The organism is Rhodococcus sp. JS3073 (assembly GCF_026810085.1).
Classification (GTDB): Bacteria; Actinomycetota; Actinomycetes; order Mycobacteriales; family Mycobacteriaceae; genus Rhodococcus_F; species Rhodococcus_F wratislaviensis.
In genome coordinates this window covers 5,565,924-5,589,459 of record NZ_CP113951.1, presented here as the reverse complement: position 1 = coordinate 5,589,459, position 23,536 = coordinate 5,565,924, and the positions used below count along the sequence as shown (strand labels likewise).

Genomic DNA, 23,536 nt, shown 5'->3' with positions numbered 1-23,536 from the left:
GGGACGCCATGTGCCGCGATCCCAACCGATTCGCCCTCGCGTGTGTCGCAGCGTCAGGTGATGGTGTAGCCGAGCTGATAGGCCGCGCCGTCGATCGGCCCGGACAACCCGGGATGCGACAACGGCAGCGACAACGCCGGCAGCACGGGGAACGCGTCGGCGGCGCGTTCGGTGATCGCGATGCAGACACTGCCGGCGAACCGGCCGCGGTAGACGATCCCGTCGAGATCGTCATGGGCGCGGTGAATGTTGCGGGCCCAGTGCTGGGTTCGGCCGTGCGCGGCGGAGTCGAGGGCGTGGTTGCCGCCGACCCGTGTCGCCCACGTCCCCTCGCCGATGCCGGACACATCGAGCAGTCTCAGCGGCCGGGTGAATCGCAGCCCGGTCAGATACGGATCGCCGCGGTGGCGGTCGATCACCCGGGCGCTCTGAAACGCCTCGGCCAGCCCGCCGCGGGGACTGGAGGCGCCGTACCAGATGCCGTAATCGGGATGCTCGGCGCGCGGGGGCGGGTGGTGGTCGAACCGCAGGATCGGCCCGAACGTGCGCAGTCCGTTCCAGGGCAGCACATGGGTGCCGGTGGTGCGATGCACCCGCCACACCACCTCGGCCGGTTGCCAGTCGATCACTTCCTCGCCGCGCACGCCGGCATCACGAAGGTCGGCGATGGTCGGTGGTGCGGGCAGCATCGACCCCATCTATGCCGATTCCCATTCGGCGGCGATGATCACGTCGTGGACCTGTTCGATGTCGGCGGCGGTTCCGGCGCTGCCGGTCAACCAGGCCACGATCGACACTGGCCGGCCCTCCACGGTCAGGGACGGTTGCGGGAGGGTCAGCAACGCCTGCACGGTCAGCGGGTGCAGGTCCTTCGCCAACAACGGCATCACCTGGTCGAGGTGCGGCACCGCACCGGTATCGGTGAACTGAGCGGGCGGGAGCAACCGGTTCCGGCCCGACGCGAACGCCCACAGGGTGCCCTCGCCGAGGCGTTGCCGGATCCGGGCCGCGGTCACCCCGAGACGGTCCGCGGCCTCCGCGATCGACAGGGAGTGGCGGACCAGTTCCTGCATCCGAATGTCGCGGTCCACCCGTGCGGTCGTCGCCGCGGCCGGGTCGTCGACGAACCCGGCCTGATCGAGCAGGGCTGCGTCGTGGTCGGACAGCGGCGGTGCCGCCGGGTTCCGGTCGGAGAGGCTGTGCAGGATCTGGGCAAAGAACTTCCGGCCGACGTCGGTGCCGGTCACCTCTCGTAGCGCCTCCTCGAAGCCGAGATCGCCGCGTAGGTAGCGGGCTTCGGTGCTGGCTTCGGTGCTGGCATCGGTGGCCTCGTTCATCACGCCCAGCCCCTTACTTTCATCTATTATCACACACAAATTCATGATAGCGCGAAACGGGAGGGGCCGCTACCGCACCCGTGACGGCTGGTGCCGGCGACTCACCTGATGACCTCCTGCCGGGGGTATGCCACCTGCCGCTGAAGAACCGGTCAGCTCGGCCCGTCCGCCCGCGGCGCACATGCGGGGCTTCGTGCGGTGTCGGGACCATGTGCCAGGCTGTCGTGCGCTGCCCGCACCCACATAGTTCAGGTGGTGGACCTCGTCGAGGACCTCGCCCACCTCGTCGAAGGTGTCCGGGTCGGTCAGCACGTCGTGGGATTCGGCGATGGTGAGTGCGGTCGAGTCGAGGGTTCCGCGGTCCAGCAGCATCAGGGCGAGTTCGGCGGGATTGCAGCGGCAGTGATAGTTCACCCGTCGGCGCCGGGGTTGACGCCGAGGATCTGATGGCAGGTGGTGCGGGACCAGGGGTAGGCACCGCGGTCACAGCCCACCAAGGTCCCCGACAGGTTCAGCGATCGGAGGTCGCCGTCCAGCAGGGACGCCGCAATGACGTACCGATCCACACCCTCCGGGTGTGCGCCTTGTCGGCGAGCCATTTCCGGCGCATGGTCCCCGATCGCGGGATGTGCATATCGCGCAGGATGCCGGTGACGGCTCCCGCAAGGGACAATGCGACGTACAGGTAGCCGCCGTGGGAGTTCGTCGATCAGATCAAACCACCCGGGCAGTGGGTGACCGGGCGCTCGGATGCCACTGGCTTTGAACGAGTTCGGCGGGTGCCCGGACGGGACTGCCCCGGCTCTGGTTGACACCTGACCTGTGAGGGATCTGCCCTCACAGTGGAAGGATGATCGACATGCCGAAGCCGTATCCCGAGGAGTTCCGCCGCGACGTCGTCGCCGTGGCCCGCAAACGCGAAGCCCCGCTGGAACAGATCGCGAAGGACTTCGGGATCTCCGAGACTTGCCTGAAGAACTGGCTGCGCAAGGCCGACATCGAGGACGGCACCCGACCCGGCCCCACACGGGACGAATCCGACGAGCTCCGCGAGGCCCGCAAACGTATCCGGCTGCTCGAACAGGAAGCGGAGGTGATGCGCCGGGCGGTGGCCTACCTATCGCGCGATGTCAACCCAAAATGATGTTCCCGCTGGTCCGTGAACTTGCCGCCGACGGTATCGCCGTCGCGGTGACCTGCCGGGTGCTGGGATTCTCCCGGCAAGCGTTCTACAAGTGGAACACCGATCCCGTCTCACAGCGGGATTGGGACGATGCCCATCTGATCAACGCCGCACTCGATATCCACGCCGGCGACCCGGAGTTCGGATACCGGTTCATCGCCGACGAACTACCCACCCACGGCATCGTCGCCGGCGAGAACCGCGTCCACCGGCTGTGTTCGCAGCAGCGGATCTTCTCGGTGTTCGCCAAGAAGCGAGAACTTCATCGTCGATCCGGGCCCCCGGTCCATGACGACCTCGTCAGGCGGAAGTTCACCGCCCAGCAGCCCGACCGGTTGTGGTTGACCGACATCACCGAGCACTGGACCGATGAGGGCAAGCTCTACCTCTGCGCGATCAAGGACTGCTTCTCCACCCGGATCGTCGGCTATTCGATCGCCGACCGGATGACCGCGGACCTGGCATGTTCGGCGCTGCGAAATGCCATTGCGCTCCGCCACCCGGACGGCACCGTCGTACATTCCGATCGCGGCAGCCAGTTCCGTTCCGGAATCTTCGTAGAATTGCTGACCTGCAATGGTTTACAAGGATCAATGGGGAAGGTTGGGGCATGCCTGTTAACCGGCTAATCCACCGGATCGTTACCCATGAATCGACACGCCGTCCACGGAAATACTTGACCCCCATCGACGGTGGCGTTACACCTGTCTCATGACGAATCAGCACACGCTGCGTCTGGAGGCCGGCACCGACGTCGCCTGGATGTTGTCCGGGCCCAATGCCGACAACTACCCGCTGGTCAACCAATACCTCGGCTACCTCGCCGACCGAAACTATTCACCACGTACCCTGCGCGCCTACGGCTACGATCTGCTCGCATTCTGCCGCTGGCTCGAATCCCGGAACTACGACCTCGAATCGGTCACCACCAACACGGTATTGGACTTCATGCGGCATTGCCGCGAGACCTCGATCGTGGGACGCCCCGCGAACGTGCTGTCGATGACCGGCAAGCGCCTCGACCATTATTCGGCGACCACCATCAATCACCGGCTCGCCGCCCTGACCGGGCTGTTCACCTTCCGCACGCTGCGCGAACCCGACCTGCGCAACCCGATGCCCAGCGGACGGGAAGCCCGCAGAGTCAGCGCCGAGGAGCGCAGCGGTCTACTCGGACACCTGGTGCGACCGAAACGCCGATCGGTTCTACGCCTGCGGGAGCCGCGGCGACTACCACGGTCCCTGGATCGCCGGGAAACAGCCGACCTGCTCTCCAGCCTGCGGACGTGGCGGGACCGATCCCTCGCCGGTCTGATGTTGCTGTCCGGGTTGAGATCCGGAGAACTGTTGACCCTCGAAGTTACCGACGTTGACATCGGCGCCCGCTGGATACGAGTAGTGGGCAAAGGCGCGAAGGAACGCCGGGTGCCACTCGATGTGGAGGTCGCAGGGCTGATCCAAACGTATCTGCTCACCGAGCGGCCCGAATCGTCGAGCACTCGCTTGTTCCTCGTCGCCAAAGGCCCGAACAGAGGTAAGCCGTTGACGGCGGCCGGGCTGCGCACCATCTTCCGGTATCACCGGCTCAAAGCCGGAGTGCCCGCCGGGCACCCGCACGCACTCCGTCATACCTTCGGCACCGCGATGGCCGAAGCCGGTGTGGATCTGGCAGTGATGCAAGCACTGCTCGGGCACGCGCACGTCGACAGCACAGCCCGCTACATCCATTTGGCACCAACACATGTCAAGGCGGAATACGATGCAGCCCGCACACGACTACGCGCCCGCACCTGAGAGTCCGGCGGATATCTACGCCGCCTACCTGGTCCACCTCGAGCGGCGCCGTCGCGGCAACACCGCCTACACCCAAGCCGCTCGCTCGTTCCTGCGGCGCTGGCCGCAGGTCCAGCGGTGGGCCGACCTGCCCCTCGACACACGGTTGGCTGCGAACTGCTCGACCCGTCCGTTCATCACCTTCCTGATGGTCAGCCGAAGGCTGCAACCGGGCTACGACTACCTCGTCTCCCGCAAACTCGCGAGCCTCTGGCACGAACTGACCGACAGTTGCCTCGCACCGGACCTGAATCAGTTCATCTCCGCAGCATTGGAATTGGGATTCACCCAGCGCGTCGCATCGGCCATCGGGTCGCAAATCATCGCGAGGCTGCTGATTCAAACCGAACGTCCCCTGGCCGATCTACGCGAGAGCGATGTGCAGGACCTGCTGGACGCGTGCGATATTCGCCAGATGCGCACCGGCCGAGGTGCGAGGCACTACCGGAGCACCACCCACAGCGCGCGGCAGATTCTCTTTCACCTCGGGATCCTCGACAGTGAAGCCCGACCGGCAGTCACGCCGCTCACCCTCGACGAGCGGATGGCCGACGTCCCCGCGGCGCTGCGTCCGGCGTTCGTGGCCTACCTGCACCGCAAACGCGCCACCTGCGTGGCCAAGACGGTCAGCAGTCTCGCCACCCGCTTGGCGCACTTTGGCAGGTACCTCGCCGCCATCGACCCCGACATCGCCTCGCTGTCCGCGCTGGACCGGCGCCGACACATCGAACCGTTCATCACCTCACTGACCACCACCGTCAACACCGTCACCGGTGAGCCGATCACCGTCGCGGACCGGATCCGGCGCGTGCATGCGGTCGGCAATTTTCTCGCCGAGATCACCGAATGGGGCTGGGACGACGTACCCGCGCGGCGGCTGATCTTCCGCACCGATCTGCCCCGTCCGCAACGTTTCCTCCCTCGATACCTACCCGTTGATGCTGACCGCAAACTTGCTGCAGCACTGTCGGACTCGCCCTACAGACTGGCAGCCGATGCACTGTTGGTGCAGCGGGCATGCGGGCTGCGGATCGGTGAACTCCTCGACCTCGAACTCGACTGCATCCACGAAATACCCGGCCAGGGATCCTGGCTGAAGGTCCCCCTCGGCAAACTCGACTCCGAACGGATGGTTCCGCTCGACGAGGAGGTCCTCACCCTCGTCGATCGCATCACCGCCACCCGCTCACCCGGCCGACCCATGCGCCATCCCCGCACCGGGGCGCCCGCGGATTTCCTGTTCACGCACCACGGAAAGCGGCTCTCGCAGAACGCGGTGCGAGCAGAACTGGACCGAGCAGCCGAGACGGCAGGCCTTGGGCACGTCACGCCGCACCAACTCCGGCACACCTACGCCACCGCGCTCATTAACGCCGGGGTATCACTGCAAGCGCTGATGGCACTTCTCGGACACGTCTCGAGCCAAATGAGTCTGCGTTACGCGCATCTCTTCGACAGCACCGTGCGCACCGAATACGAACGCGCCTTGAACCTGGCGAAAAGCCACATCGGGCCGATGCCCACCGGCCGAACCCAGCTCCCGATCACCGACATCACCGACGGCGGGTGGAAGGACGCACCGGCGATCAAATCGCGCCTGGCCGGCGGCTACTGCCTGCGGGCACCCGCGCAAGGCTCTTGCCCTTACGCAAACATCTGCGAGCACTGCCCGAGCTTCCACACCGACTCCACCCACCTCGGAGTACTCGCTGCACAACGCGTGGATGCTCACGATCTCGCCGAAGATGCGGAAAAGCGCGGATGGATCGACGAGGCGAAGCGGCATCACACCCTCGTGTCCCGACTCGACGCGCTCATCGCGCAATCGGACACCGCATGAGCGAGAACGCCCTGGTCAGGGTTGAACGGATCTGCGCCGAACTCGCCACCACGGGACAGCCGATCACCTTCACCGCCGTCGCCGAACAGGCCCAGATCGGCCGGGCGACGCTCTACCGGGACAAGCAACTGCGCGCCGTCGTCGATGAACACCGCACCCGACAAACCGACGCCCGCACCCTGACCGGTCTCGCCACCGAGGTCGCGCACCTTCGCACCGTGGTCGAGGCGCTCGCCGCCACCGTCACCAAACACGAAGAACAACTGCGCCGCCTTCGCCGCAATCCACCGCCCCGACGATGAACCATTCTGACCTCGATCGGCACAAACTGGGCCGCGATTAGCCGGTCAATGTGGTGACAATGCCGCGGTGGAATCGTTCTTCGCGTTGCTGCAACGCAACGTCCTCGACCGGCGCCACTGGAGCAGCCGTGAGGAACTACGGTTGGCGATCGTCGAGTGGATTGAGAAGACCTACCACCGGCGTCGCCGGCAACGCGGTCTCGGTCGACTGACACCCGTCGAATATGAGACGCTCCATCAGACCGCACACGCGGCCTGAAACTGCACACCCCGTGCGTCAACCAGGGTGGGGGCAGTCCCGACCCGGTACTCGAGATCCGGTGCAGCGCGGTGCCCGCGAGAATAAGCCTGGTCTGCGGGCCGGCCGTTGCAGCACTGTGCCCCGGGATCACTCCATCCCCCCTCTGCTCGGCCGCCACCATCAGCTCCACCTCTGCCTCGGTCAGCGCGTGCGCGCTGAGTCGGTCCACTGGCCGCTGGTCCCCGATCAGCGGATTCTCGGTGGACCACCTGTCCAGGGCCCCCACGGGTCCAGGTCGCACTCCATCAGCAGGTTCACGTGCTCGGCGGCGGGGCGGATCTGTTTTGCGCTCGTGGTCGAACCGGAGCAGCGCCGAGTCACCCGGAATTCACGACGACGGTCACGTCGATGCTCAACCCCGCCGGCATCGACTTCCTGCACCGCACCGCGACCGAATGCAATGGCACCGCCGTGCTCCATGCCTTCAGTCCACCAGCTCGCTGTCGGTCAGCGGTCGCCCGATCGTGGACGAACTCGAGGCCGATCCCGCGATCAAGGCTGTCCTCGACAGCTTCGACCTGGGCCGAAGCGCTCCTGCCGCACCCGTACTCGTCGCCCAGAACGTCAGCGACGACGTCACCCCTGCCGCGGACACCTACGAAATGGCGAACGCCTGGCGTGCAGCGGGCGCCGACGTGACCGTCGCAAAACTCGACACGCCCCCACTGCTCCCACAAGCCGGGGTTGCAGGGCATTCGGCCGGGCTGCTCCTCGACAATCCGACCGCTGTCGGATGGCTCATCGACAGGTTCAACCATTGACCACTTGCCGATCGTCAACAGAAGCCGGCTCGGTATGACGGAGTGGGCGGATGAGGCCAACCGAAGTCGGTGACGAATTCCGGGCGTGTGTCGGCGTGTGTCGGCGTGGTCCGGAGATCGTCTCGGACCTTCGACACAGGAAGCCCCGCTATCTCAGAGCCGCTCTCACTGTGATCACAGCGGGCTGGGCTCCCAATTCAGCGCAGACACCGATCGCGTAGCCCGATTCGGTGCGGTGTAGGCGTCCTCCGTCGCGGCGAGCGTCCCTTCGTTTGCCTCGTGCTCAGCGATCTCCCGCCAACCACGTCTGGCTCGAGTTCGGGGGCAGATCGATCGTCTCGCGGAGGAGGCGGTGCGCCTTGGTCCTCGAGGTGGCCTGAGCGAGGCCTTCATTCGACCCCGGACGGTTCACCTACCCGTCTCGTGATCCTCCCCAACTGCTGACCGATCCAGCAGCGCGGCAATGACAGCAGGCTTCTCGAGGGAAAGAAAATGCCCGGCATCCGGTATCTGTACGAACTCGGCACCGGGCAGCGCACGGTTGTTCGCGTCGCGGTCGGACGCCCTGGACCAATCGTGTTCCCCGTAGACCAGATTCACGGGAACCGTCACCCGTGGATACACGGACCTGGCAGCGACCAGACTCGGCAGAGTGCCGTACACGGCACGGGCCACCGAGGCATAACCGGGCCGCTTCCCCACCGCGAGAAGCTCGTCCAGATATTCGTTCGTCAGAGCGGAGTCGTCGACGAGACCACCTCGCAGAATTGCACGCATGACGAGTTTCGGTTCGACCGTCGCGAGCCGAGGGCCGATGACCGGCGCGAGAACGCCGGAGATGATGCCGCGCGCAAGTACACCGGATCGCGGTTACGACCGCTGCCAGGAAGAACGACCATCGCCTCGTCCGCGCCATGGACAGTATTCTGTCACTCAATTCGGTCTAAGTATAGATATTATCCGACCAAAGCAGTCAAGGCCGCCCCGCGCGCACTCAGCACCGCTCAACCCCTCCGAAGCGGGATCAAAACACCTCATCCGGGTGACGCACCCATCGCGACCATCCATGAGACTCGAGTCACAGAGCATGAGTACGTAGGGGGTGACCCTCATGCGTCCGGCTCTCTTCAGCCCACCCCAGAGAGAAGGTTGATCATGACGACAGTCGAATCCGCCTACACCACAACAGTTCCCGACGAGATAGGCAGGCAGATCGTCCTCCCCGAGGGACACAGCGACGACGCAAAACTCTACGAGGCGTACCGGTGGCTCCGCGAGAACCAGCCCCTCGGGCAGGCACGGGTAGAGGGGTACGACCCCCTCTGGCTGGTCAGCAAGCACGCCGACCTGATGGAGATCGAGCGACAGCCAGAGATCTTCAGTGCGGGTGGTGGCGAGAACAAGGGCTCGCACAACCCGATTCTCACCAATCAGGCCGGTGACGAGTTCACGAAGACACTCACCGGTGGCAGTCTCCGCATCCTCGACGCGCTGCCCTACCTCGACCCGCCGGAACACACCACGATCAAGGACGTTGCGTTCGACTGGTTCCGCCCGGCGAACCTCAAGAAGTGGGAAGACCGCATTCGCGAGACCGCGCGGGAATCCGTCGCGCGCCTCGTGTCCGGAAAGCAAGACCTGGATGCCGTGCACGAGTTCGCGGTTTTCTTCCCGCTGCACGTCATCATGTCACTCTTCGGTGTTCCCGTGGAAGACGAACCACGCATGATGGCGCTGACGCAGGACCTCTTCGGAGTCGCCGACCCGGACGCGAAGCGCGACGACATCGAAACCCTTTCTCCCGACGCCGCGGCACAGCAGTGGGCGGCGGCAATCGCGGACTTCTACGCGTATTTCGATGTTCTCGTCGAGAGCAGGCGCGCCGAACCGCGCGACGATCTGGCCACCCTCATCGCCGTCGCGAAGGACGCGAGCGGGGAGTACTTCCCCAAGACCTTCGCCTACGGATGGTTCGTGGCCATCGCCACCGCCGGCCACGACACCACGGCCAGCACCCTCGCGGGATGCCTGCAACAGCTGGCTGCACGTCCCGACATCCTCGAGCGTGTCCAGGGCGACCTCAGCCTGGTTCCACACCTCGTGAACGAGGCACTGCGGATCGTGTCGCCGGTGAAGCAGTTCACCCGCGTCGCTCTCAGCGACTACGAACTCCGCGGACGCACCATCAAGGCCGGCGACCGCCTGATGCTGCTGTTCCAGTCGGGCAACCGGGATGCCGAAGTCTTCGACAATCCGGACACCTTCGACATCGATCGACGCCCGAACAAGCAGATCGCCTTCGGCTACGGCCCGCACATGTGCATCGGACAGCATCTCGCCAAGCTCGAGATGAAGGTCATGCTCGAGGAGCTGCTGCCCACACTCCGGCGCATCGAGGTGACCGGTGACCCCAAGATGATCCAGACGAACTTCGTCGGCGGACTCCGGCGCCTGCCCGTCCACCTGACGTTCGCCTGACCCGGTGGTGCGCCGAGGCGAGAACCGCTTCGGCGCAACGCCTTCCCGCGAGAAAGCGCCACCACATCATGACGAAAGTTACCTACCATCTGCCCGACGGGACGACCGAGCAGGTCGACGTCCAACTCGGCGAGACGCTCATGAATGCGTCGCTCCGAAACAATCTCCCCGGCATCGTTGCCGAATGCGCCGGCAGTTGCGCGTGCGCGACCTGCCACGTTCATCTCCCGAAGGAGTACACCCACTTCTTCGCCGAACCAACCGACGAGGAGACGGACCTGATCGCATATCTGGATGCGGCGGACGACGATTCCCGCTTGTCCTGCCAGCTCGTCGTCGGTGACTGCGATGCCGAGATCCACGTCCGAGTCGCAGACAGCAGGTGACATGGTGACGACGCAACTACACCGCAGCACGGCGATGAACGTCCGGCATGCCTGCTACCTCGTCGCCGGGATCGCGGCGCTACTCCTGACGTGGCCGTTCGCGTTCGACTGGATCGGCGACGGCGGCAACATCTTGAACCCGGTCGAGTTCTTCGGTGACGGCATCGAACCGGGCGGCACGGCGGCCTTCCTGAGCATCGACATGTTGATCGCGTGGGCGGTCTTCATCGTGTGGGTTCTCACCGACACCGTGCGGATCGGGATGGGCCGCAAATGGGGCGTGGTCTTCGTTCTGCTGTCCTACATCGGCGTGTCGATGGCCTTTCCGTTCTATCTCATTGTTCGTGAGCGGTTCCTGGCGAGCCGCGCTCCCGGACAACCGGTGCCGCCGTCGGACGGCCGCGAATCCAGCGCCGCGCAAAGCATGTAGCCGGCCGGCAGGTACACAACACGCCAAGTGCCGTTCACACCACCCGACGAGCCTTCATCCCCTCGAAGACCGGTGCGACGCGAACCACGTCGCCGGTCGTCGGGGCGTGGACCATCTGCCCGTTCCCGACGTAGATCGCGACATGCCCGGGGCCCGCCGGGCCCCAGTTCCCAAACAGCAGATCTCCCGGCATCGCATCCGCGAGCGGAACCTCCACACCGACATTCCACTGCGTCTCGGAGGTGCGGGGAAGGGAAAACCCGGACGTGGCCGCGTGGACGGCATAGGACGTCAGACCGGAGCAGTCGAACCCGCCTGCCGAAGGGCCATTCACGTTACCGCCGCCCCACACGTACGGGAGACCGAGATACCGGACGGCGGCTTCGACGATCTTGCCGCCGATGCCGTCCGCCCCGCCTCCGAAGATCCCGAGAAGCGAGGCATATCGCGACTCGGAAGCGCGGATCTTCGCAACGTAGGGCTTCGTCTGATTCTCGTAATCTGCTTCACCCGAGGGCATACCGCGATGCAGTCGAACGGCGCCGACGCCCGCGTTGTACCCCGCGATCGTGAGGTCGAGCGTGTCGCCGACCACCTCTCCCTGCGATTTCCACTGCTCGATCTGCTCGTACATGTCGCAGAGAAGGTGGCCCGAGGCCATCACCGAGTCTGCGACGTCGAGGATGTCGGCCTTCCCGTCGCCGTCGGCGTCCTTGCCGTACCTTGCCCAGGTGGCCGGCATGAACTGGCCCGGACCGCGAGCGCCGGACGGCGACACCGGAGCAGTGACACCATAGCGAAAGCCGTTCTCCGCGGAGTACAGCGCGGCAAGAACGGGCGCCTTCACGCCGTCGCAGATGGCGCCCGCCTTCTGGAACCACGGAACGAACACGGCGATCGAACCGATAGCCGACGACGTCGCTGCGGAGGGATCGAGCACCGACGGCACCCATTGCGACAGCACACCATCACTCTCTCCCTGCGCAAGTGCATCGTTCGCCGTCGGTGACGGCCACCATGACGGGGAATACGGCTCCGTAGCGACCGGCCCGGAGGACTGTGGACTCACGTTGCCCTCAGGTCGGGGATCTCTGGGAGGCAACGGATCCTGCGGGGGTGCCGGCACCGGCGCGGGAGGTAGATATGGTGCTACCGCGTCCGCAACGGCAACGGCCGCGGCGTCGACAGCTCGACGAGCCGGGTCCTGAACTTCTGGGGGCAGATTCGCAATGGCCTGGTCGATCTGCGCGTCGAACCCCGGTGCGGCCTCTACGATCGACTGAACCTGTTGCGTCGCAATGCCTTGCGCGGGCTCTGGCAGATCCGTTCCATGCACGATGCCCCCGATTGCCGCGGCTACCCCGACGATGATCGCCGAAGGATCAACAGACATTCGTTTCCTCCTGAAGTGTGAGCCAGGCCAAAGAAACCCTGAGATGTGACTCGAGTCTCTCGCGCCCGCCTTCGTCACCGCGTCGCACCAGAGGGTGGTTCGGGTACTTCATCGGAGCGACGGTCGGCCATCCCACGATGTGGCCCCGATTTCCCACCTCCCCCCACCGGGGGGGTGAAGGGGGAGATTGGAGCGAACTTGCCCTTCACCCCTGTTTTTCACCCTTGTGACCTACCTAACATCACCCGTACGGAAGTGATGCCCGCCTACGGGTGAACGCCGAAACAACCTGAATCTAGGAGCAATCGTGCAGATCAGCGCCGCCGTAATCAACGAAGTCTCGGGAGACTTCGCCATCGAGACCGTGTCTCTGAGCGAACCCACGGAACACGAAGTCCTCGTCGAGATCGCCGGCGTCGGTCTCTGCCACACCGACCTGGCCGTCAAACAGGGGCATCTCCCGTTCCCCCTCCCGGGCGTCGTCGGCCACGAAGGCAGCGGCACGGTCGTGGGAGTCGGATCGGGGGTCACCAAGGTTGCTGAGGGCGACAGGGTCGCCATCAGCTTCAACAGTTGTGGCCAGTGCGCCCACTGTGGCAAGGGCGAGCCTGCCTACTGCCACAATTTCATGGCATTCAACTTCGGGGGCGGGCGCCCGGACGGCAGTTCGGCACTCACCTCGGGAGACACCACGCTCGGCGGCAACTTCTTCGGCCAGTCCTCCCTCGCGACACATGCCATCGCTCACGAGCGCAATGTCGTGAAGGTCGCGGACGACGCCCCTCTCGAACTCGTCGGTCCGCTCGGCTGTGGAATCCAGACCGGCGCGGGCGCGGTGTTGAACTCGCTCGACGTCGCTCCGGGGTCGTCACTGGTCGTCGTCGGAGCCGGTTCGGTCGGCCTGGCGGCAGTGCTCGCTGCCGTGGTCCGCGAGGTCGGCACGATCATCGTCGTCGAGCCTCACGAGTCGCGGCGCGAGCTCGCGCTCTCCCTCGGCGCTACCCACGTGGTCGATCCGGCCAACGGTGCACTCTCCGAGCAGATCCGGGCAATCGTTCCCGACGGCGCCGACTATGCCATCGATACGACCGCCCTACTTCCCGTGCTGGACCAGATCTTGCAGGCACTGGGTGTCCGGGGCTCCCTCGGCCTCATCGGGGTCCCCGCCGACCCGACCGCCACACTCCCGATCGGCATGATGCCGACGCAGCTGTTCGGTCACACGATTCGCGGGATCGTCGAGGGAGATGCCGACCCCGACACGTTCATTCCTCACCTTCTCGATCTCCACCGTCAGGGCAAGTTCCCGTTCGACAAGTTGATCACGACGATGCCTTTCTCCCAGATCAACGAGGCTGTGGCCGTGCAACATCGAGGTGAGGCGGTGAAGGTCGTCCTCGTCCACGAGTGATGACCAACCCTGTTTGCCCGTCGGATGCTCCGGAAACAGTGAGAAAGGCTGGTCGATGTCTGTAGATCTGAAAGCACGCCCGCCGAAGGCGAGTGCTGTCCGGAAGGCCGTCCAGGTCGCGCCGACGGCGGTCGGCGCGTTCTACGCGACGTCGATGGAGACGTTCCGATGCATGTTCAAGCGCCCCTTCCACGCTCGCGAGTTCGTTCAGCAGGCGTGGTTCATCGCCGGTGTGTCGATCATGCCGGCGCTGCTGATGGCGATTCCCTTCTGCATGATGTTCGTCTATCAGATCAACATCCTGCTGGCCGAGATCGGTGCGGTCGACCTCAGTGGCGCCGGCGCCGGCGTCGCGATCATTCGGGAAATCGGCCCGGTTGTCACGGTTCTCGTCGTGGCAGGTGCCGGCTCGACCGCGATCTGCGCCGACCTGGGTTCACGGACGATTCGTGAAGAGATCGACGCGATGAAGGTGCTGGGGATCGATCCGATTCAACGCCTGGTTGTGCCGAGGGTGCTGGCGTCGACTTTGATCGGGATGTTCCTGAACGGCCTCGTTTCGGCGGTCGGCCTGGTGGGCGGATATATCGCGACCGTCTACATGCAGGGTGCGTCGCCGGGCCAGTACGTCACGGCGATCTCGATCCTGACCAAACTGCCCGACTTCCTCGTCAGCGAGGTGAAGGCGGCGGTGTTCGGCCTGCTAGCAGGCCTCGTCGCGTGCCATTTGGGACTCAACGCGAAGGGCGGACCCAAGGGCGTCGGAGACGCAGTGAACCAGACCGTCGTGTTCAGCTTTCTGCTGCTTTTCCTCGCCAACTCGGTTATCACGACTCTCGCGCTGCACTGACAGCGCTCCACCTCAAGCCGCGAAGACGGCTGTCAACGGGAGAATTCTGTGTCGAAAGCTACTCGGGCCACCGGCGCGAGACCCAGGGTTGCCACGGTCGCGCTCAGCGTGGTCGATGCACCGATCGGCCACATGGAGGAGATGGGGCGACAGCTCCACTTCTACAGCCATGCCGTCACCGCGATTCCACGCACTTTCCGGCGGTACCGGAAGGAAACGCTCCGGCTACTCGCCGAGGTCAGCATGGGCACCGGCGCCCTCGCGGTCATCGGAGGAACTCTCGTCGTCATCTCCCTGCTCACCACCGCCGTCGGATACGAAGTGGGCCAGCAGGGTGCTACCTCGATGGGGCGCATCGGGATCGGCGCGCTGTCCGGATTCATCTCGGCATTCTTCAATACCCGGGAGGCCATTCCGGTCATCGCAGGTATTGCGCTGACGGCGACGGTCGGTGCGGGTTTCACCGCACAACTCGGCGCGATGCGCGTGAGCGAGGAGATCGATGCCATGGAGACCATGTCCATTCCGTCGCTCCCCTACCTGGTGACGACCCGGGTGATGGCCGGGATCATCGCGGTGATTCCGCTGTATGCGGTGGCGTTGTTCGTCGGATACGTCGCCACCCAGCTCGTCACCGAATACCTCGGCGAGGCGAGCGGAACGTACCAGCACTACTTCAACGTATTCCTCGTGCCCAGCGACGTCGCGTGGTCGATGGTGAAGGTCCTCGCGATGTCGGTGGTGGTGATGTGTGTGCACTGCTACCACGGTTACAACGCGAAGGGCGGGCCGGCGGGAGTCGGCGTCGCGGTCGGGCGGGCCGTGCGCACCTCCTTGATCGCGATCATGGTCATCGACCTGCTCATCGGAATCGCCGTCTACGGTGGCTCCGCCGGCGCCGTGAAAGTGGCGGGCTGACATGGGTGGCCATATCGAAGAGCGAAGCCGCCTGGTGTATGTGCTCCTGGGTGTGTGTCTGGTGACGCTGTTCGCGATCGCGACGGCGGTATCCGTCGGCGTCTATCGCGGATCGTTCGCCTCGACCGTCCCGGTGACGTTGTATTCGGCGCGGTCGGGTCTCATGCTCGAACCCGGATCCGATATCAAGATGAGAGACGTCGTCGTCGGCCGGGTCTCGAAGGTGCAGCTGGTGGACGACCAGGCCCAGATCACCATGGACATCGACGAGAGCCGGACGTCGGCGATACCGGAGAACATCACTGCCGTGATCGATCCGACCACGTTGTTCGGCCGCAAGTTCGTCACACTCGTGCAGCCGGAACATCCCTCGGCGACCACTGTGTCGGCGGGCTCGGTAGTCCGGGGCACCGGCGTGGCCACCGAGGTGAACGACCTCCTCGACTCGCTGGTGACGGTGCTGCGCACCGTGGAACCGCAGAAGGTCAACGCGACGTTGAGTGCGTTGTCCACGTCGCTGCAGGGCCGCGGCGACCAACTCGGTGACATGATGGTCGAGCTCGACACGTACCTGTCCGAGTTCAACGGCAGTCTTCCCACGTTGCAGCGCGATCTGGTCAAGGGTGCCGAGGTCTCCGAGGTTCTCGCCGACGCCGCTCCGGACCTCCTTCGGACCGTCGACCATGTCAGCACCACCGGTGACACGGTGACCGAGAAGGAGGACCAGTTCAGCGCGTTCCTGCTCAGTTTCAGCGGTTTCGGCAACAGCGGACGGAGTTTCTTCGAGGCCTCCGGTGACCCGTTGGAGAAGTCGTTGGATGCGCTGGAACCGACGACGGCACTGCTCGCACAGAATGCGCCGATGTATCCGTGCTTCCTGGCGAGCATGGACCAGACCAACAAATATCTCGAGCGCACCGTCGGTGGTAGTGATCAGGCCGGGTTGAACATCCTCGGCACCCTGCTGATGGGCGATCCGCCGTACACGTACCCCGAGAATGCGCCGAAGAACGGTGCGGACGGCGCACCGCGGTGCTACGACCCCGCGCAGGCACCCGGACACACCGATTTCGACGACGGCAGCAAGGCATACCAGCCCGCGCGCGGTGTCGAAGACCTGATCGGTAACCCGTTCGCACAGTTCATGTTCGGAGGTGGGCGCTGATGACGAAGGCACCCGGAATCAAGTTGCTGATCTTCGTCCTGGTCACCTCGTTGACCGGATTCGGTGTGGCGACGGTGGTGGGCAACATGCGCTTCGGTAGCACCAACACGTATCAGGCCGTCTTCGCGAACGCGTCCGGCCTGGGCAACGGCGAGGACGTCAAGGTCGGTGGTGTGCCGATGGGCAAGGTGAAAGGGGTGGAGTTGGCCGCGGACGGCACCGCGGTGGTGTCATTCTCCCTGTCCACCGAGCGCCCGCTGACGGAGGGGACCACGGCGCGGATCAAGTACAAGAACCTGATCGGTGACCGCTACGTGGAGTTGTCGAACGGACCGGGTGCCATCGGTGCGCTCGACGGCCCGATTCCACTGCAGCAGACCACCCCGGCACTCGACCTCGACCAGGTGGTCAACGGATTCCGACCTCTGTTGCAGGGCCTCGACCCGGATCAGACCAATCAACTGTCCGCCTCCCTGATCGAGGTACTCAACGGCCAGGAAGCAAGCATCGGGCGTCTCGTGGCTCAAATCGGAACCCTGAGCAACACGCTGGCCGACCGGGATCAGGCGATCGGTCAGGTGGTCAGCAACTTCAACACCGTCGTCGGGACCGTCGACAATCGCGGCGACCAGTTTTCGACGCTCATCGACCAGCTTCAGCGGCTGGTCGCGGGCCTCGACGGTGACCGTGATCTGATCACCAACTCCCTGGTGAACATCGACCAGGTCACCGACAGTCTCTCGAGTGTGCTCGACCAGAACCGTCCGGCGATCGCGCAGGACGTGGTCGCATTGGGTGATCTCGCGGGCAACCTCAACGCCAACACCGACACCCTGAACATGGTGCTCTCCACATTGCCCGAGAACTACCGCCTCATCAGCCGCGTCGCGGGCTACGGCAGTTTCGTGAACTTCTTCGTCTGTGGTCTCGCGATCAAGTACGCGTCCGGGCCCGGTCCCGGCGGCGTCACACCGATGTTCAAGGCTCCCGCAGAAAGGTGCCAGTGATGGCTCAGAAATCCTTCCTCGAGCGGGATGCGTTCCGCATGGGCCTGATCGGAACGGCGGTCCTGATCGGGGTCCTCTTCCTAGCGCTCAACTTCAAGTCCATCCCCGGTGTCAGCGGGGCCACCACCTACCACGCCGAGTTCGCCGATGCCAGCGGCCTCGCCGTCGGTGACACCACGCAGATCGCCGGTGTGAAAGTCGGTGAGGTGAGGAAGCTTTCGATCAGCGACGGAAGGGTCGACGTCGAGTTCGACGTGGACAGTGGCGCGGTCGGGCTCGGTGACGACACGACGGCAGCGATCAAGGTCGAAACTGCTCTCGGCCGGCGGTACGTGGAGATCACTCCGGGGCGTCACGGCGAACTCGCCGACAACGCGACCATCCCCCTGGCACAGACCAGCTCGGGATACGACATCACGCGGGCGCTCGAGGAAGTCACCGACAAGGTGTCCGAGACCGACACCGTCAACCTGTCCGGCGCACTCGAGCAGGTCTCTTCGGTCGAAGACGAGCTTCCGCCGGACCTGCGGTCCTCTCTCGACGGCCTGTCCCGCCTGTCCGCGACGGTATCGAGCCGGGACGAGGAACTGCGTCGGTTGCTCGCGGGTGCGGCCGATGTGTCCAAGATCCTCGCGGATCGGGACGGCCAGGTTTCCGCGCTGTTCGGCCAAGGCCAGTCGCTCTTCGCCGCGCTGAACAACCGGGCGGACACCATCCATCGCGTCCTCGTGCAGTCCCGTCAGGTGGCCGACGCGCTCACCGGGCTGTCCCGCGACAACGCGGCAACACTCGGACCCACTCTCGATCAGATGAAGACTCTGGTGGCCACATTGAACAGCAATTACGACAACATCAACGCATCGCTCACCGGCCTCGAACGGTTCGCGAGGCAGGTCGGTGAGGCGGTGGGCAGCGGACCGTTCTTCGGGGTGCTGCTGCACAACATCGTCCCGGCCAATCTGTCCGGGCAGCTTCCGGGAAGTTTCGGGGGGCCGCGCTGATGGCATCGGTACGCGAAATGGCACGGGAACTGCCGGCAAGGCTGTTCGCCGTGATGATCGCCGTGGCCCTCGTCGGGTTGCTGACGGCCGCCTGGATCGAAAACCACTCCGTCAACCACGTCACGGCCTACTTCCGGAACACCACCGGCATATACGTCGGAGACCGGGTGATGATTCTCGGCGTCGAGGTCGGCCGCATCACGACGATCGAACCGGACGGCGAACGCGTCCGGGTGGAGTTCGACTACGACAACGAGTACGACGTCCCCGCCGACGCGAAGGCTGCGGTCGTCGCCCCGACCCTGGTGACCGGCCGCTACATTCAGCTCGCACCGGCGTACTCGGGTGGACCGACCCTGTCGGACGGTGACGAGATCCCCCTCGACCGGACCGCCGTGCCGGTCGAGTTCGACGAGATCAAGAAGCAGGTGGTCAAGCTCAGCGAGGATGCGGGCCGCACCCCGGAGCACCCGGACGGTTCCCTCAATCGCTTCGTGAGCAGCACCGCCCACACGCTGGACGGAACGGGCAGCGCGCTGCACGATTCCCTCACCCACCTCTCGGACGCCGCCACCACACTGAACGCGAGCGGCGAGGATCTGTTCGGCACCGTCGAGAACCTGCAAAAGTTCACCACCGCCCTCGCCGCGAGCGACCAGCAGATCCGGGCGTTCAGCGGTGAACTGGCCAACGTGTCGGGACTGCTCAACGCGAACCGGACCGAACTCGACGCACTGCTCAGCAGCATGCTGACCACGTTCCAGGAAGTCACGAAGTTCGTCGAAGACAACCGTGGGGCACTGGTCGAGAATACCGGGCAGCTCGAAACCATCTCCCGGTTGCTCGTCGACCGGCAGGACACCCTGATGTCGATCCTGCACGCCGGACCAACGGCGCTGTCGGACTTCTACAACATCTACGATCCCGACGCCAACTCACTCACGGGCGCCCTCGCCGTGCCCGAGATGCCGGACCCGCGCTCGCTCATCTGCGCGCTCTTGACCACGGTCGACGCACCCGCGAATGAATGCGCGACTGCTGCAAAAGCTTTCGCCGCACCTCTGGCCAATGCTGCCGTGCAACAGGCAACGTCAGCACCCGTCGCCAATCGGACTCCACCGGCAGGCGCGCCGCGATCCCCCGGCCCGAGTGACCCCGTCGCCTCCATCACCCAGAGTCTCCAGAATCTCATTCTTCCGGAGGGACCACGATGACGAACTCAATTCGGAGGTCGGCGCTCACCGCGACCATGCTCGTCGGCGTCGTGGCCGCGGCGGCCGGGTGCCGATTCGACGGAATCAATTCGATCGGACTGCCCGGCAACGTAGTCGGAGGTGACGCACACGAGGTGACGGTCGAACTGGCGGACATCCAGAATCTGGTGGGCAACTCGCCGGTGAAGGCCAACAACGTCATCGTCGGGAACATCAGCCACATCACGGGTGACAACTGGGGCGCCAAACTGACACTCGAAATCGATCCCGAGGCGGAGATCCCGGCGAACGTCAGCGCCAAGCTCGCGCAAACCAGCGTGCTCGGCTCCCAGTACCTCGAGCTGACGGTGCCGCCCGGTGTCGAGGCGGTCGGCGCGCTCGCCGACGGCGACGTGATCCCCCTCGACCGCACCAGTCAGTACCCGTCCACCGAGGAGGTGCTCTCTGCGCTGGCCCTCGTACTCAACGGAAGTGGTTTGCAACAGATCCGCACCGTGACCTCCGAACTCAATCGTGTTCTGGGTGGCCGCGAGGAATCGTTGCGCAGCCTCTTCGGCAACCTCGAAGAATTCGTCGGCGGTGTCGACCAACAGCGCGACGACATCGTCCGCGCGATCGACGGGCTCGACCGCCTGGGCGCGGAACTCGCCAGCCAGAATCAGACGATCGACCGAGGCATCACCTCGATCCAGCCGGCGATGCAGATCCTGGACGAGCAGCAGAAGCAACTCACGACGATGCTGAACGACGTGGGGCGGTTCGGCGAGATCGCCACCGAGATACTCGAGAGCAGCCGCGAGGATCTCGACGCGAATCTGCGGTCGCTGCAGCCGGTGCTCTCGCAGCTCGCCGCGGCCGGCGATCACCTTCCGGAAGCACTGAAGATCGCGGCGACGGTCCCGTTCCCGGTGACCACCACTCAGCGCGCCATCAAGGGTGACTACATGAATCTCTTCCTCACGCTCGACGTCAGCGCCGAGACGGTAGGCGGCAAGGTTCTCGGCAGCATTCCCCTCGACGAGTTGGCGGGACTGAACCCGGCTCGCCAAGCGGTGAATCCGCTGTTGGCACCCACCGGTGCAACGACATCCGGCGGACCCGCAACGTCCGCACCGAAGAACGGAGCACCGCGCTGATGAGATCGAAACTCGTTCGCTTCCAGCTCATCGTCTTCAGCGTGGTGGCCGTTCTCGCGGTCGGCAACGCCGCGGTCAACTACCTCGGGCTGAAGCGTGTCACCGGGATCGGCATGTACACGATCACGGCGGAGTTCGACCGCGCCGGAGGACTCTATGTGAACTCACTGGTGACGTATCGCGGCGTCGACGTCGGCGTCGTGAAGTCGATCGACGTCCGCCCCGATCGGGCGGCCGCGGAACTGCAGCTCGATTCGGACTTCGCTGTTCCGGCGAACAGCCAGGCATTCGTCCGCAGCGTCTCGGCCATCGGTGAGCAGTATCTGGACATCGTTCCGGCGTCCTCGGAGGGCCCCTTCCTCGAGGACGGTGACGTGATCACCGAGCAGAACACCGAGATCCCGGTGCCCGCCTCCGAGGTAGTCGACAAGGTGAACGTGCTCCTGTCGGAGCTGCCCAAGGACGATCTCCGGGTCACGGTCGACGAGGCCTACACCGCCTTCAACGGGGCGGGACCGGCCCTGTCGCGGCTCATCGACTCCTCGCGCCCGCTGATTGAACTCGCGCAGGCCAAGATCGGTTCCACCAGAACACTGCTCGATGACGCCGAACCCGTCCTCGAGGCCGGTGCCGACTCCCGCGCCGACATCGCGAGCTTCTCCCGTGATCTGTCCTCGTTCTCCGAGCAGTTGGTGATGAGCGACGCGCAGGTTCGCGGTGTCCTCGACAACGGTTCCCAGTTCTTCGACACGGTCAGCGGCACCCTCGACGACGTCCGCCCCACCGTTCCGCTGCTGCTGGCGAATCTCCAGACCGTGGGTGAGGTGGCACGGGTCAACATCCCCGGGATACAGCAGATCCTGGTGATCTATCCGGCGGTGTCCGCGTCGATCAACTACATGCACCGCGGAGTCCAAACTGACGACCGGGTGTACGGCCAGGGCGCCCTGGACGTCAAACTCGGCAACTCCGCGAACCCGCTCCCCTGCACCGAGGGTTACCAGGAAACGCAGCGCCGCGACCCGAGCGACGTCAGCTCGGCTCCGGCTCCGGAAAATTCCTACTGCAAGCTCCCGCAGGCAGATCCGCGGGTCGCACGTGGCGCACGGAACATCCCGTGCGCGACGAATCCCGCGGTGCGCACCGCCGAGATCGCGAACTGCCCCGGCGGCCTGCCGTCCACCTGGCCGGAAATGCTGGCACGGCCCGGACAACCGTATTCGCCCCCGTCGACCGACACCGGCGCACCGGACACGGGACCGATCGCGAGCCGGCCGGCTCCCGAAGTTCCCGAACCCCTGACCGTCGCGCCGGCTTCGTGGACGCCCCCGCAGGCGATTGTTCCCGACGGCACCACCAGCGTCCCGTATGACCCGATCACCGGGAACTTCCGGGCACCGAACGGCGATCTGTATTCGATCGCCAGCGTTTCTGCACCAAAGCTAGAGGAGGAATTGACATGGCAGGCACTACTGCTCCGGTAGAGGTCGAACCGGACCTCGATCACACCGGAAACGATGCCACGGCCGCGACAGCCGACTCCGAGGTGCGTCAAAGTACCCGAGGGTTCATCGCGACGATGGCGGCAATCGCACTCGTCGCCCTCGCCGCCCTTGTCGTCGGCGGCGTCTCGTGGACGAACCTGCGAGCGGAGCAAGCAGCACAGTCACGAGACGAGCAGATACTGGAGACGGCCCGCCAAGTGGTCGTCAATCTGGTCACGCTGAGGCATCAGAGTGTGGACGAGGACATTCAGCGCGTCGCCGACGGCACCACCGGGCCGTTCCGGGAGCAGTTCACCAGTGCGTCCGGCAGCTTCGGTGACGTGCTGAACCAGGGCCAGGTGGAGTCGACCGGCGAAGTCAAGGAAGCCGGCCTGGTCACGTCCGACGACGAGCATGCCGTCGTCCTCGCCGCCGTGACGTCCACAGTGAAGAACACCGAGGCGCCCAACGGCGAGATCCGCGTCTATCGCATGAAGGTCTCTCTCGATTCGGTGGACGGCAACTGGCTCGTCTCAGATGTGGAGTTCGTAGCATGAGAAACACACTCGCCCGGATACCCGAAGCAGTCGCATCCTGGTCCTTCGCGCGGCGGCGGGCCACCCGATACCTCGCCGTGCTCCTCGCCGGTGGGCTCGTCGCGGCGACCGTCGCCATCGCTCTCCAGGTACACGATCGCCGCCAGATCGACACCGCGGAGGGGCAGGCGCGCGACCGCGCCACCCAACTGGTCGCCGACGTACTCTCCTACGACTTCAACACCATCGACGCCCACTTCGCCGACATCCTTCCCAGTCTCGGCGGAGACCTGCGCGGCCAGTTCGACAGCGTCGGCAAGGAGGTCATCATCCCGTCGGCGAAACAACGCCAGGTCGTGACCTCGGCGACCGTCGTCGAATCCTCCGTCGTCTCCGCGTCGGAACACGCAGTGACGCTGCTGTTCTTCGTCAACCAGTCGACCACCAGCACCGACAGTGCCGCCCCGAAATTGGACGGAAGCCGCGTCCGCGTCGGCATGACCGAACAGGAGGGTACGTGGGTCATGACGGAAATGATCCCCGTCTGACCAGTTCCCCGAAACATGGGGA

Annotated in this window: 24 protein-coding genes and 2 pseudogenes; 20 read left to right on the top strand and 6 right to left on the bottom strand. The window is 65.0% G+C overall.

The features are described from left to right. Positions 1-53 precede the first annotated feature (53 nt). From OYT95_RS25250 to OYT95_RS25235, 4 genes are all read right to left on the bottom strand, one after another. Positions 54-698, bottom strand: coding sequence for an RES family NAD+ phosphorylase (locus OYT95_RS25250; protein WP_052033079.1), 645 nt, complete (start codon positions 696-698; stop codon positions 54-56). After that, positions 699-1,337 carry a hypothetical protein gene (locus OYT95_RS25245; protein ID WP_268789440.1) on the bottom strand — a complete coding sequence of 213 codons (639 nt, stop codon included), beginning with the start codon at positions 1,335-1,337 and terminating at the stop codon, positions 699-701. It abuts the gene before it with no gap. A 69-nt stretch (positions 1,338-1,406) separates the two neighbouring features. Further along, positions 1,407-1,751: a hypothetical protein gene (locus OYT95_RS25240; protein WP_268789439.1), complete on the bottom strand. Its 345-nt coding sequence runs from the start codon at positions 1,749-1,751 to the stop codon at positions 1,407-1,409. Beyond that, positions 1,748-1,936: a hypothetical protein gene (locus OYT95_RS25235; protein WP_268789438.1), complete on the bottom strand. Its 189-nt coding sequence runs from the start codon at positions 1,934-1,936 to the stop codon at positions 1,748-1,750. The genes OYT95_RS25240 and OYT95_RS25235 overlap by 4 nt, the downstream gene beginning before the upstream one ends. Positions 1,937-2,196: 260 nt before the next feature. On the opposite strand from OYT95_RS25235, the pseudogene OYT95_RS25230 reads away from it, so the two are divergent. From OYT95_RS25230 to OYT95_RS25205, 6 genes and pseudogenes are all read left to right on the top strand, one after another. After that, positions 2,197-3,134: pseudogene (locus OYT95_RS25230) on the top strand (IS3 family transposase); the annotation flags it as partial. A 97-nt stretch (positions 3,135-3,231) separates the two neighbouring features. Further along, a complete protein-coding gene (locus OYT95_RS25225; protein WP_268789437.1) occupies positions 3,232-4,314 on the top strand; it encodes a tyrosine-type recombinase/integrase in 1,083 nt (360 codons plus the stop codon). Further along, entirely contained in the window at positions 4,280-6,193 is a 1,914-nt protein-coding gene (locus tag OYT95_RS25220) for a tyrosine-type recombinase/integrase (protein ID WP_268789436.1), read from the top strand. Before OYT95_RS25225 ends, OYT95_RS25220 begins: the two co-directional genes overlap by 35 nt. After that, positions 6,190-6,495, top strand: a complete 306-nt coding sequence (locus OYT95_RS25215) for a hypothetical protein (RefSeq protein WP_009480802.1) — start codon at positions 6,190-6,192, stop codon at positions 6,493-6,495. The genes OYT95_RS25220 and OYT95_RS25215 overlap by 4 nt, the downstream gene beginning before the upstream one ends. A gap of 43 nt (positions 6,496-6,538) precedes the next feature. After that, positions 6,539-6,754: pseudogene (locus tag OYT95_RS25210) on the top strand (IS3 family transposase); the annotation flags it as partial. A gap of 506 nt (positions 6,755-7,260) precedes the next feature. Next, a complete protein-coding gene (locus OYT95_RS25205) occupies positions 7,261-7,557 on the top strand; it encodes a lipase family protein (RefSeq protein ID WP_235214661.1) in 297 nt (98 codons plus the stop codon). Between the two features lie 408 nt (positions 7,558-7,965). Here OYT95_RS25205 and OYT95_RS25200 read toward each other — a convergent pair whose 3' ends face one another. Next, the gene (locus OYT95_RS25200) at positions 7,966-8,334 is read right to left on the bottom strand and encodes an alpha/beta fold hydrolase (protein WP_268789435.1); all 369 of its coding nucleotides are present in this window, start codon (positions 8,332-8,334) and stop codon (positions 7,966-7,968) included. A 378-nt stretch (positions 8,335-8,712) separates the two neighbouring features. Between OYT95_RS25200 and OYT95_RS25195 the strand changes: the two genes are divergently transcribed. The 3 genes from OYT95_RS25195 (at position 8,713) to OYT95_RS25185 (ending at position 10,851) form a co-directional block, all read left to right on the top strand. Continuing rightward, positions 8,713-10,035 (top strand): cytochrome P450, encoded by a 1,323-nt coding sequence (locus tag OYT95_RS25195; protein ID WP_268789434.1) that lies wholly within the window; start codon positions 8,713-8,715, stop codon positions 10,033-10,035. Positions 10,036-10,103: 68 nt separating this feature from the next. Next, positions 10,104-10,421: a 2Fe-2S iron-sulfur cluster-binding protein gene (locus OYT95_RS25190; protein ID WP_037231397.1), complete on the top strand. Its 318-nt coding sequence runs from the start codon at positions 10,104-10,106 to the stop codon at positions 10,419-10,421. Between the two features lies 1 nt (position 10,422). Then, on the top strand, positions 10,423-10,851 hold the full coding sequence (locus tag OYT95_RS25185; protein ID WP_043779306.1) for a DUF2834 domain-containing protein: 429 nt from the start codon (positions 10,423-10,425) through the stop codon (positions 10,849-10,851). Positions 10,852-10,885: 34 nt separating this feature from the next. Here OYT95_RS25185 and OYT95_RS25180 read toward each other — a convergent pair whose 3' ends face one another. Then, positions 10,886-12,244 carry a C40 family peptidase gene (locus OYT95_RS25180; RefSeq protein WP_128641250.1) on the bottom strand — a complete coding sequence of 453 codons (1,359 nt, stop codon included), beginning with the start codon at positions 12,242-12,244 and terminating at the stop codon, positions 10,886-10,888. Between the two features lie 307 nt (positions 12,245-12,551). On the opposite strand from OYT95_RS25180, the gene OYT95_RS25175 reads away from it, so the two are divergent. The 11 genes from OYT95_RS25175 to OYT95_RS25125 all read left to right on the top strand — a co-directional run bounded on the left by OYT95_RS25175 (position 12,552) and on the right by OYT95_RS25125 (position 23,514). After that, positions 12,552-13,655 carry an NAD(P)-dependent alcohol dehydrogenase gene (locus OYT95_RS25175; protein WP_128641249.1) on the top strand — a complete coding sequence of 368 codons (1,104 nt, stop codon included), beginning with the start codon at positions 12,552-12,554 and terminating at the stop codon, positions 13,653-13,655. A gap of 55 nt (positions 13,656-13,710) precedes the next feature. Beyond that, the gene (locus tag OYT95_RS25170) at positions 13,711-14,505 is read left to right on the top strand and encodes an MlaE family ABC transporter permease (RefSeq protein ID WP_009475479.1); all 795 of its coding nucleotides are present in this window, start codon (positions 13,711-13,713) and stop codon (positions 14,503-14,505) included. Positions 14,506-14,646: 141 nt separating this feature from the next. Further along, complete coding sequence (locus tag OYT95_RS25165; protein WP_037231384.1) at positions 14,647-15,423, top strand: MlaE family ABC transporter permease; 777 nt, start codon at positions 14,647-14,649, stop codon at positions 15,421-15,423. 1 nt (position 15,424) lies between these two features. Then, positions 15,425-16,588, top strand: coding sequence for an MCE family protein (locus OYT95_RS25160; protein WP_128641247.1), 1,164 nt, complete (start codon positions 15,425-15,427; stop codon positions 16,586-16,588). After that, positions 16,588-17,595: an MCE family protein gene (locus OYT95_RS25155; RefSeq protein WP_128641246.1), complete on the top strand. Its 1,008-nt coding sequence runs from the start codon at positions 16,588-16,590 to the stop codon at positions 17,593-17,595. The genes OYT95_RS25160 and OYT95_RS25155 overlap by 1 nt, the downstream gene beginning before the upstream one ends. Then, entirely contained in the window at positions 17,595-18,596 is a 1,002-nt protein-coding gene (locus OYT95_RS25150; RefSeq protein WP_128641245.1) for an MCE family protein, read from the top strand. Before OYT95_RS25155 ends, OYT95_RS25150 begins: the two co-directional genes overlap by 1 nt. Then, a complete protein-coding gene (locus OYT95_RS25145; protein ID WP_128641244.1) occupies positions 18,596-19,810 on the top strand; it encodes an MCE family protein in 1,215 nt (404 codons plus the stop codon). Before OYT95_RS25150 ends, OYT95_RS25145 begins: the two co-directional genes overlap by 1 nt. Next, positions 19,807-20,946, top strand: coding sequence for an MCE family protein (locus OYT95_RS25140; protein WP_043779318.1), 1,140 nt, complete (start codon positions 19,807-19,809; stop codon positions 20,944-20,946). The genes OYT95_RS25145 and OYT95_RS25140 overlap by 4 nt, the downstream gene beginning before the upstream one ends. Beyond that, positions 20,946-22,430 carry an MCE family protein gene (locus OYT95_RS25135; protein WP_128641243.1) on the top strand — a complete coding sequence of 495 codons (1,485 nt, stop codon included), beginning with the start codon at positions 20,946-20,948 and terminating at the stop codon, positions 22,428-22,430. The genes OYT95_RS25140 and OYT95_RS25135 overlap by 1 nt, the downstream gene beginning before the upstream one ends. Beyond that, positions 22,406-22,987, top strand: a complete 582-nt coding sequence (locus tag OYT95_RS25130; protein WP_037231334.1) for a hypothetical protein — start codon at positions 22,406-22,408, stop codon at positions 22,985-22,987. The genes OYT95_RS25135 and OYT95_RS25130 overlap by 25 nt, the downstream gene beginning before the upstream one ends. Then, a complete protein-coding gene (locus tag OYT95_RS25125; protein ID WP_009475482.1) occupies positions 22,984-23,514 on the top strand; it encodes a hypothetical protein in 531 nt (176 codons plus the stop codon). The genes OYT95_RS25130 and OYT95_RS25125 overlap by 4 nt, the downstream gene beginning before the upstream one ends. Positions 23,515-23,536 lie beyond the last annotated feature (22 nt).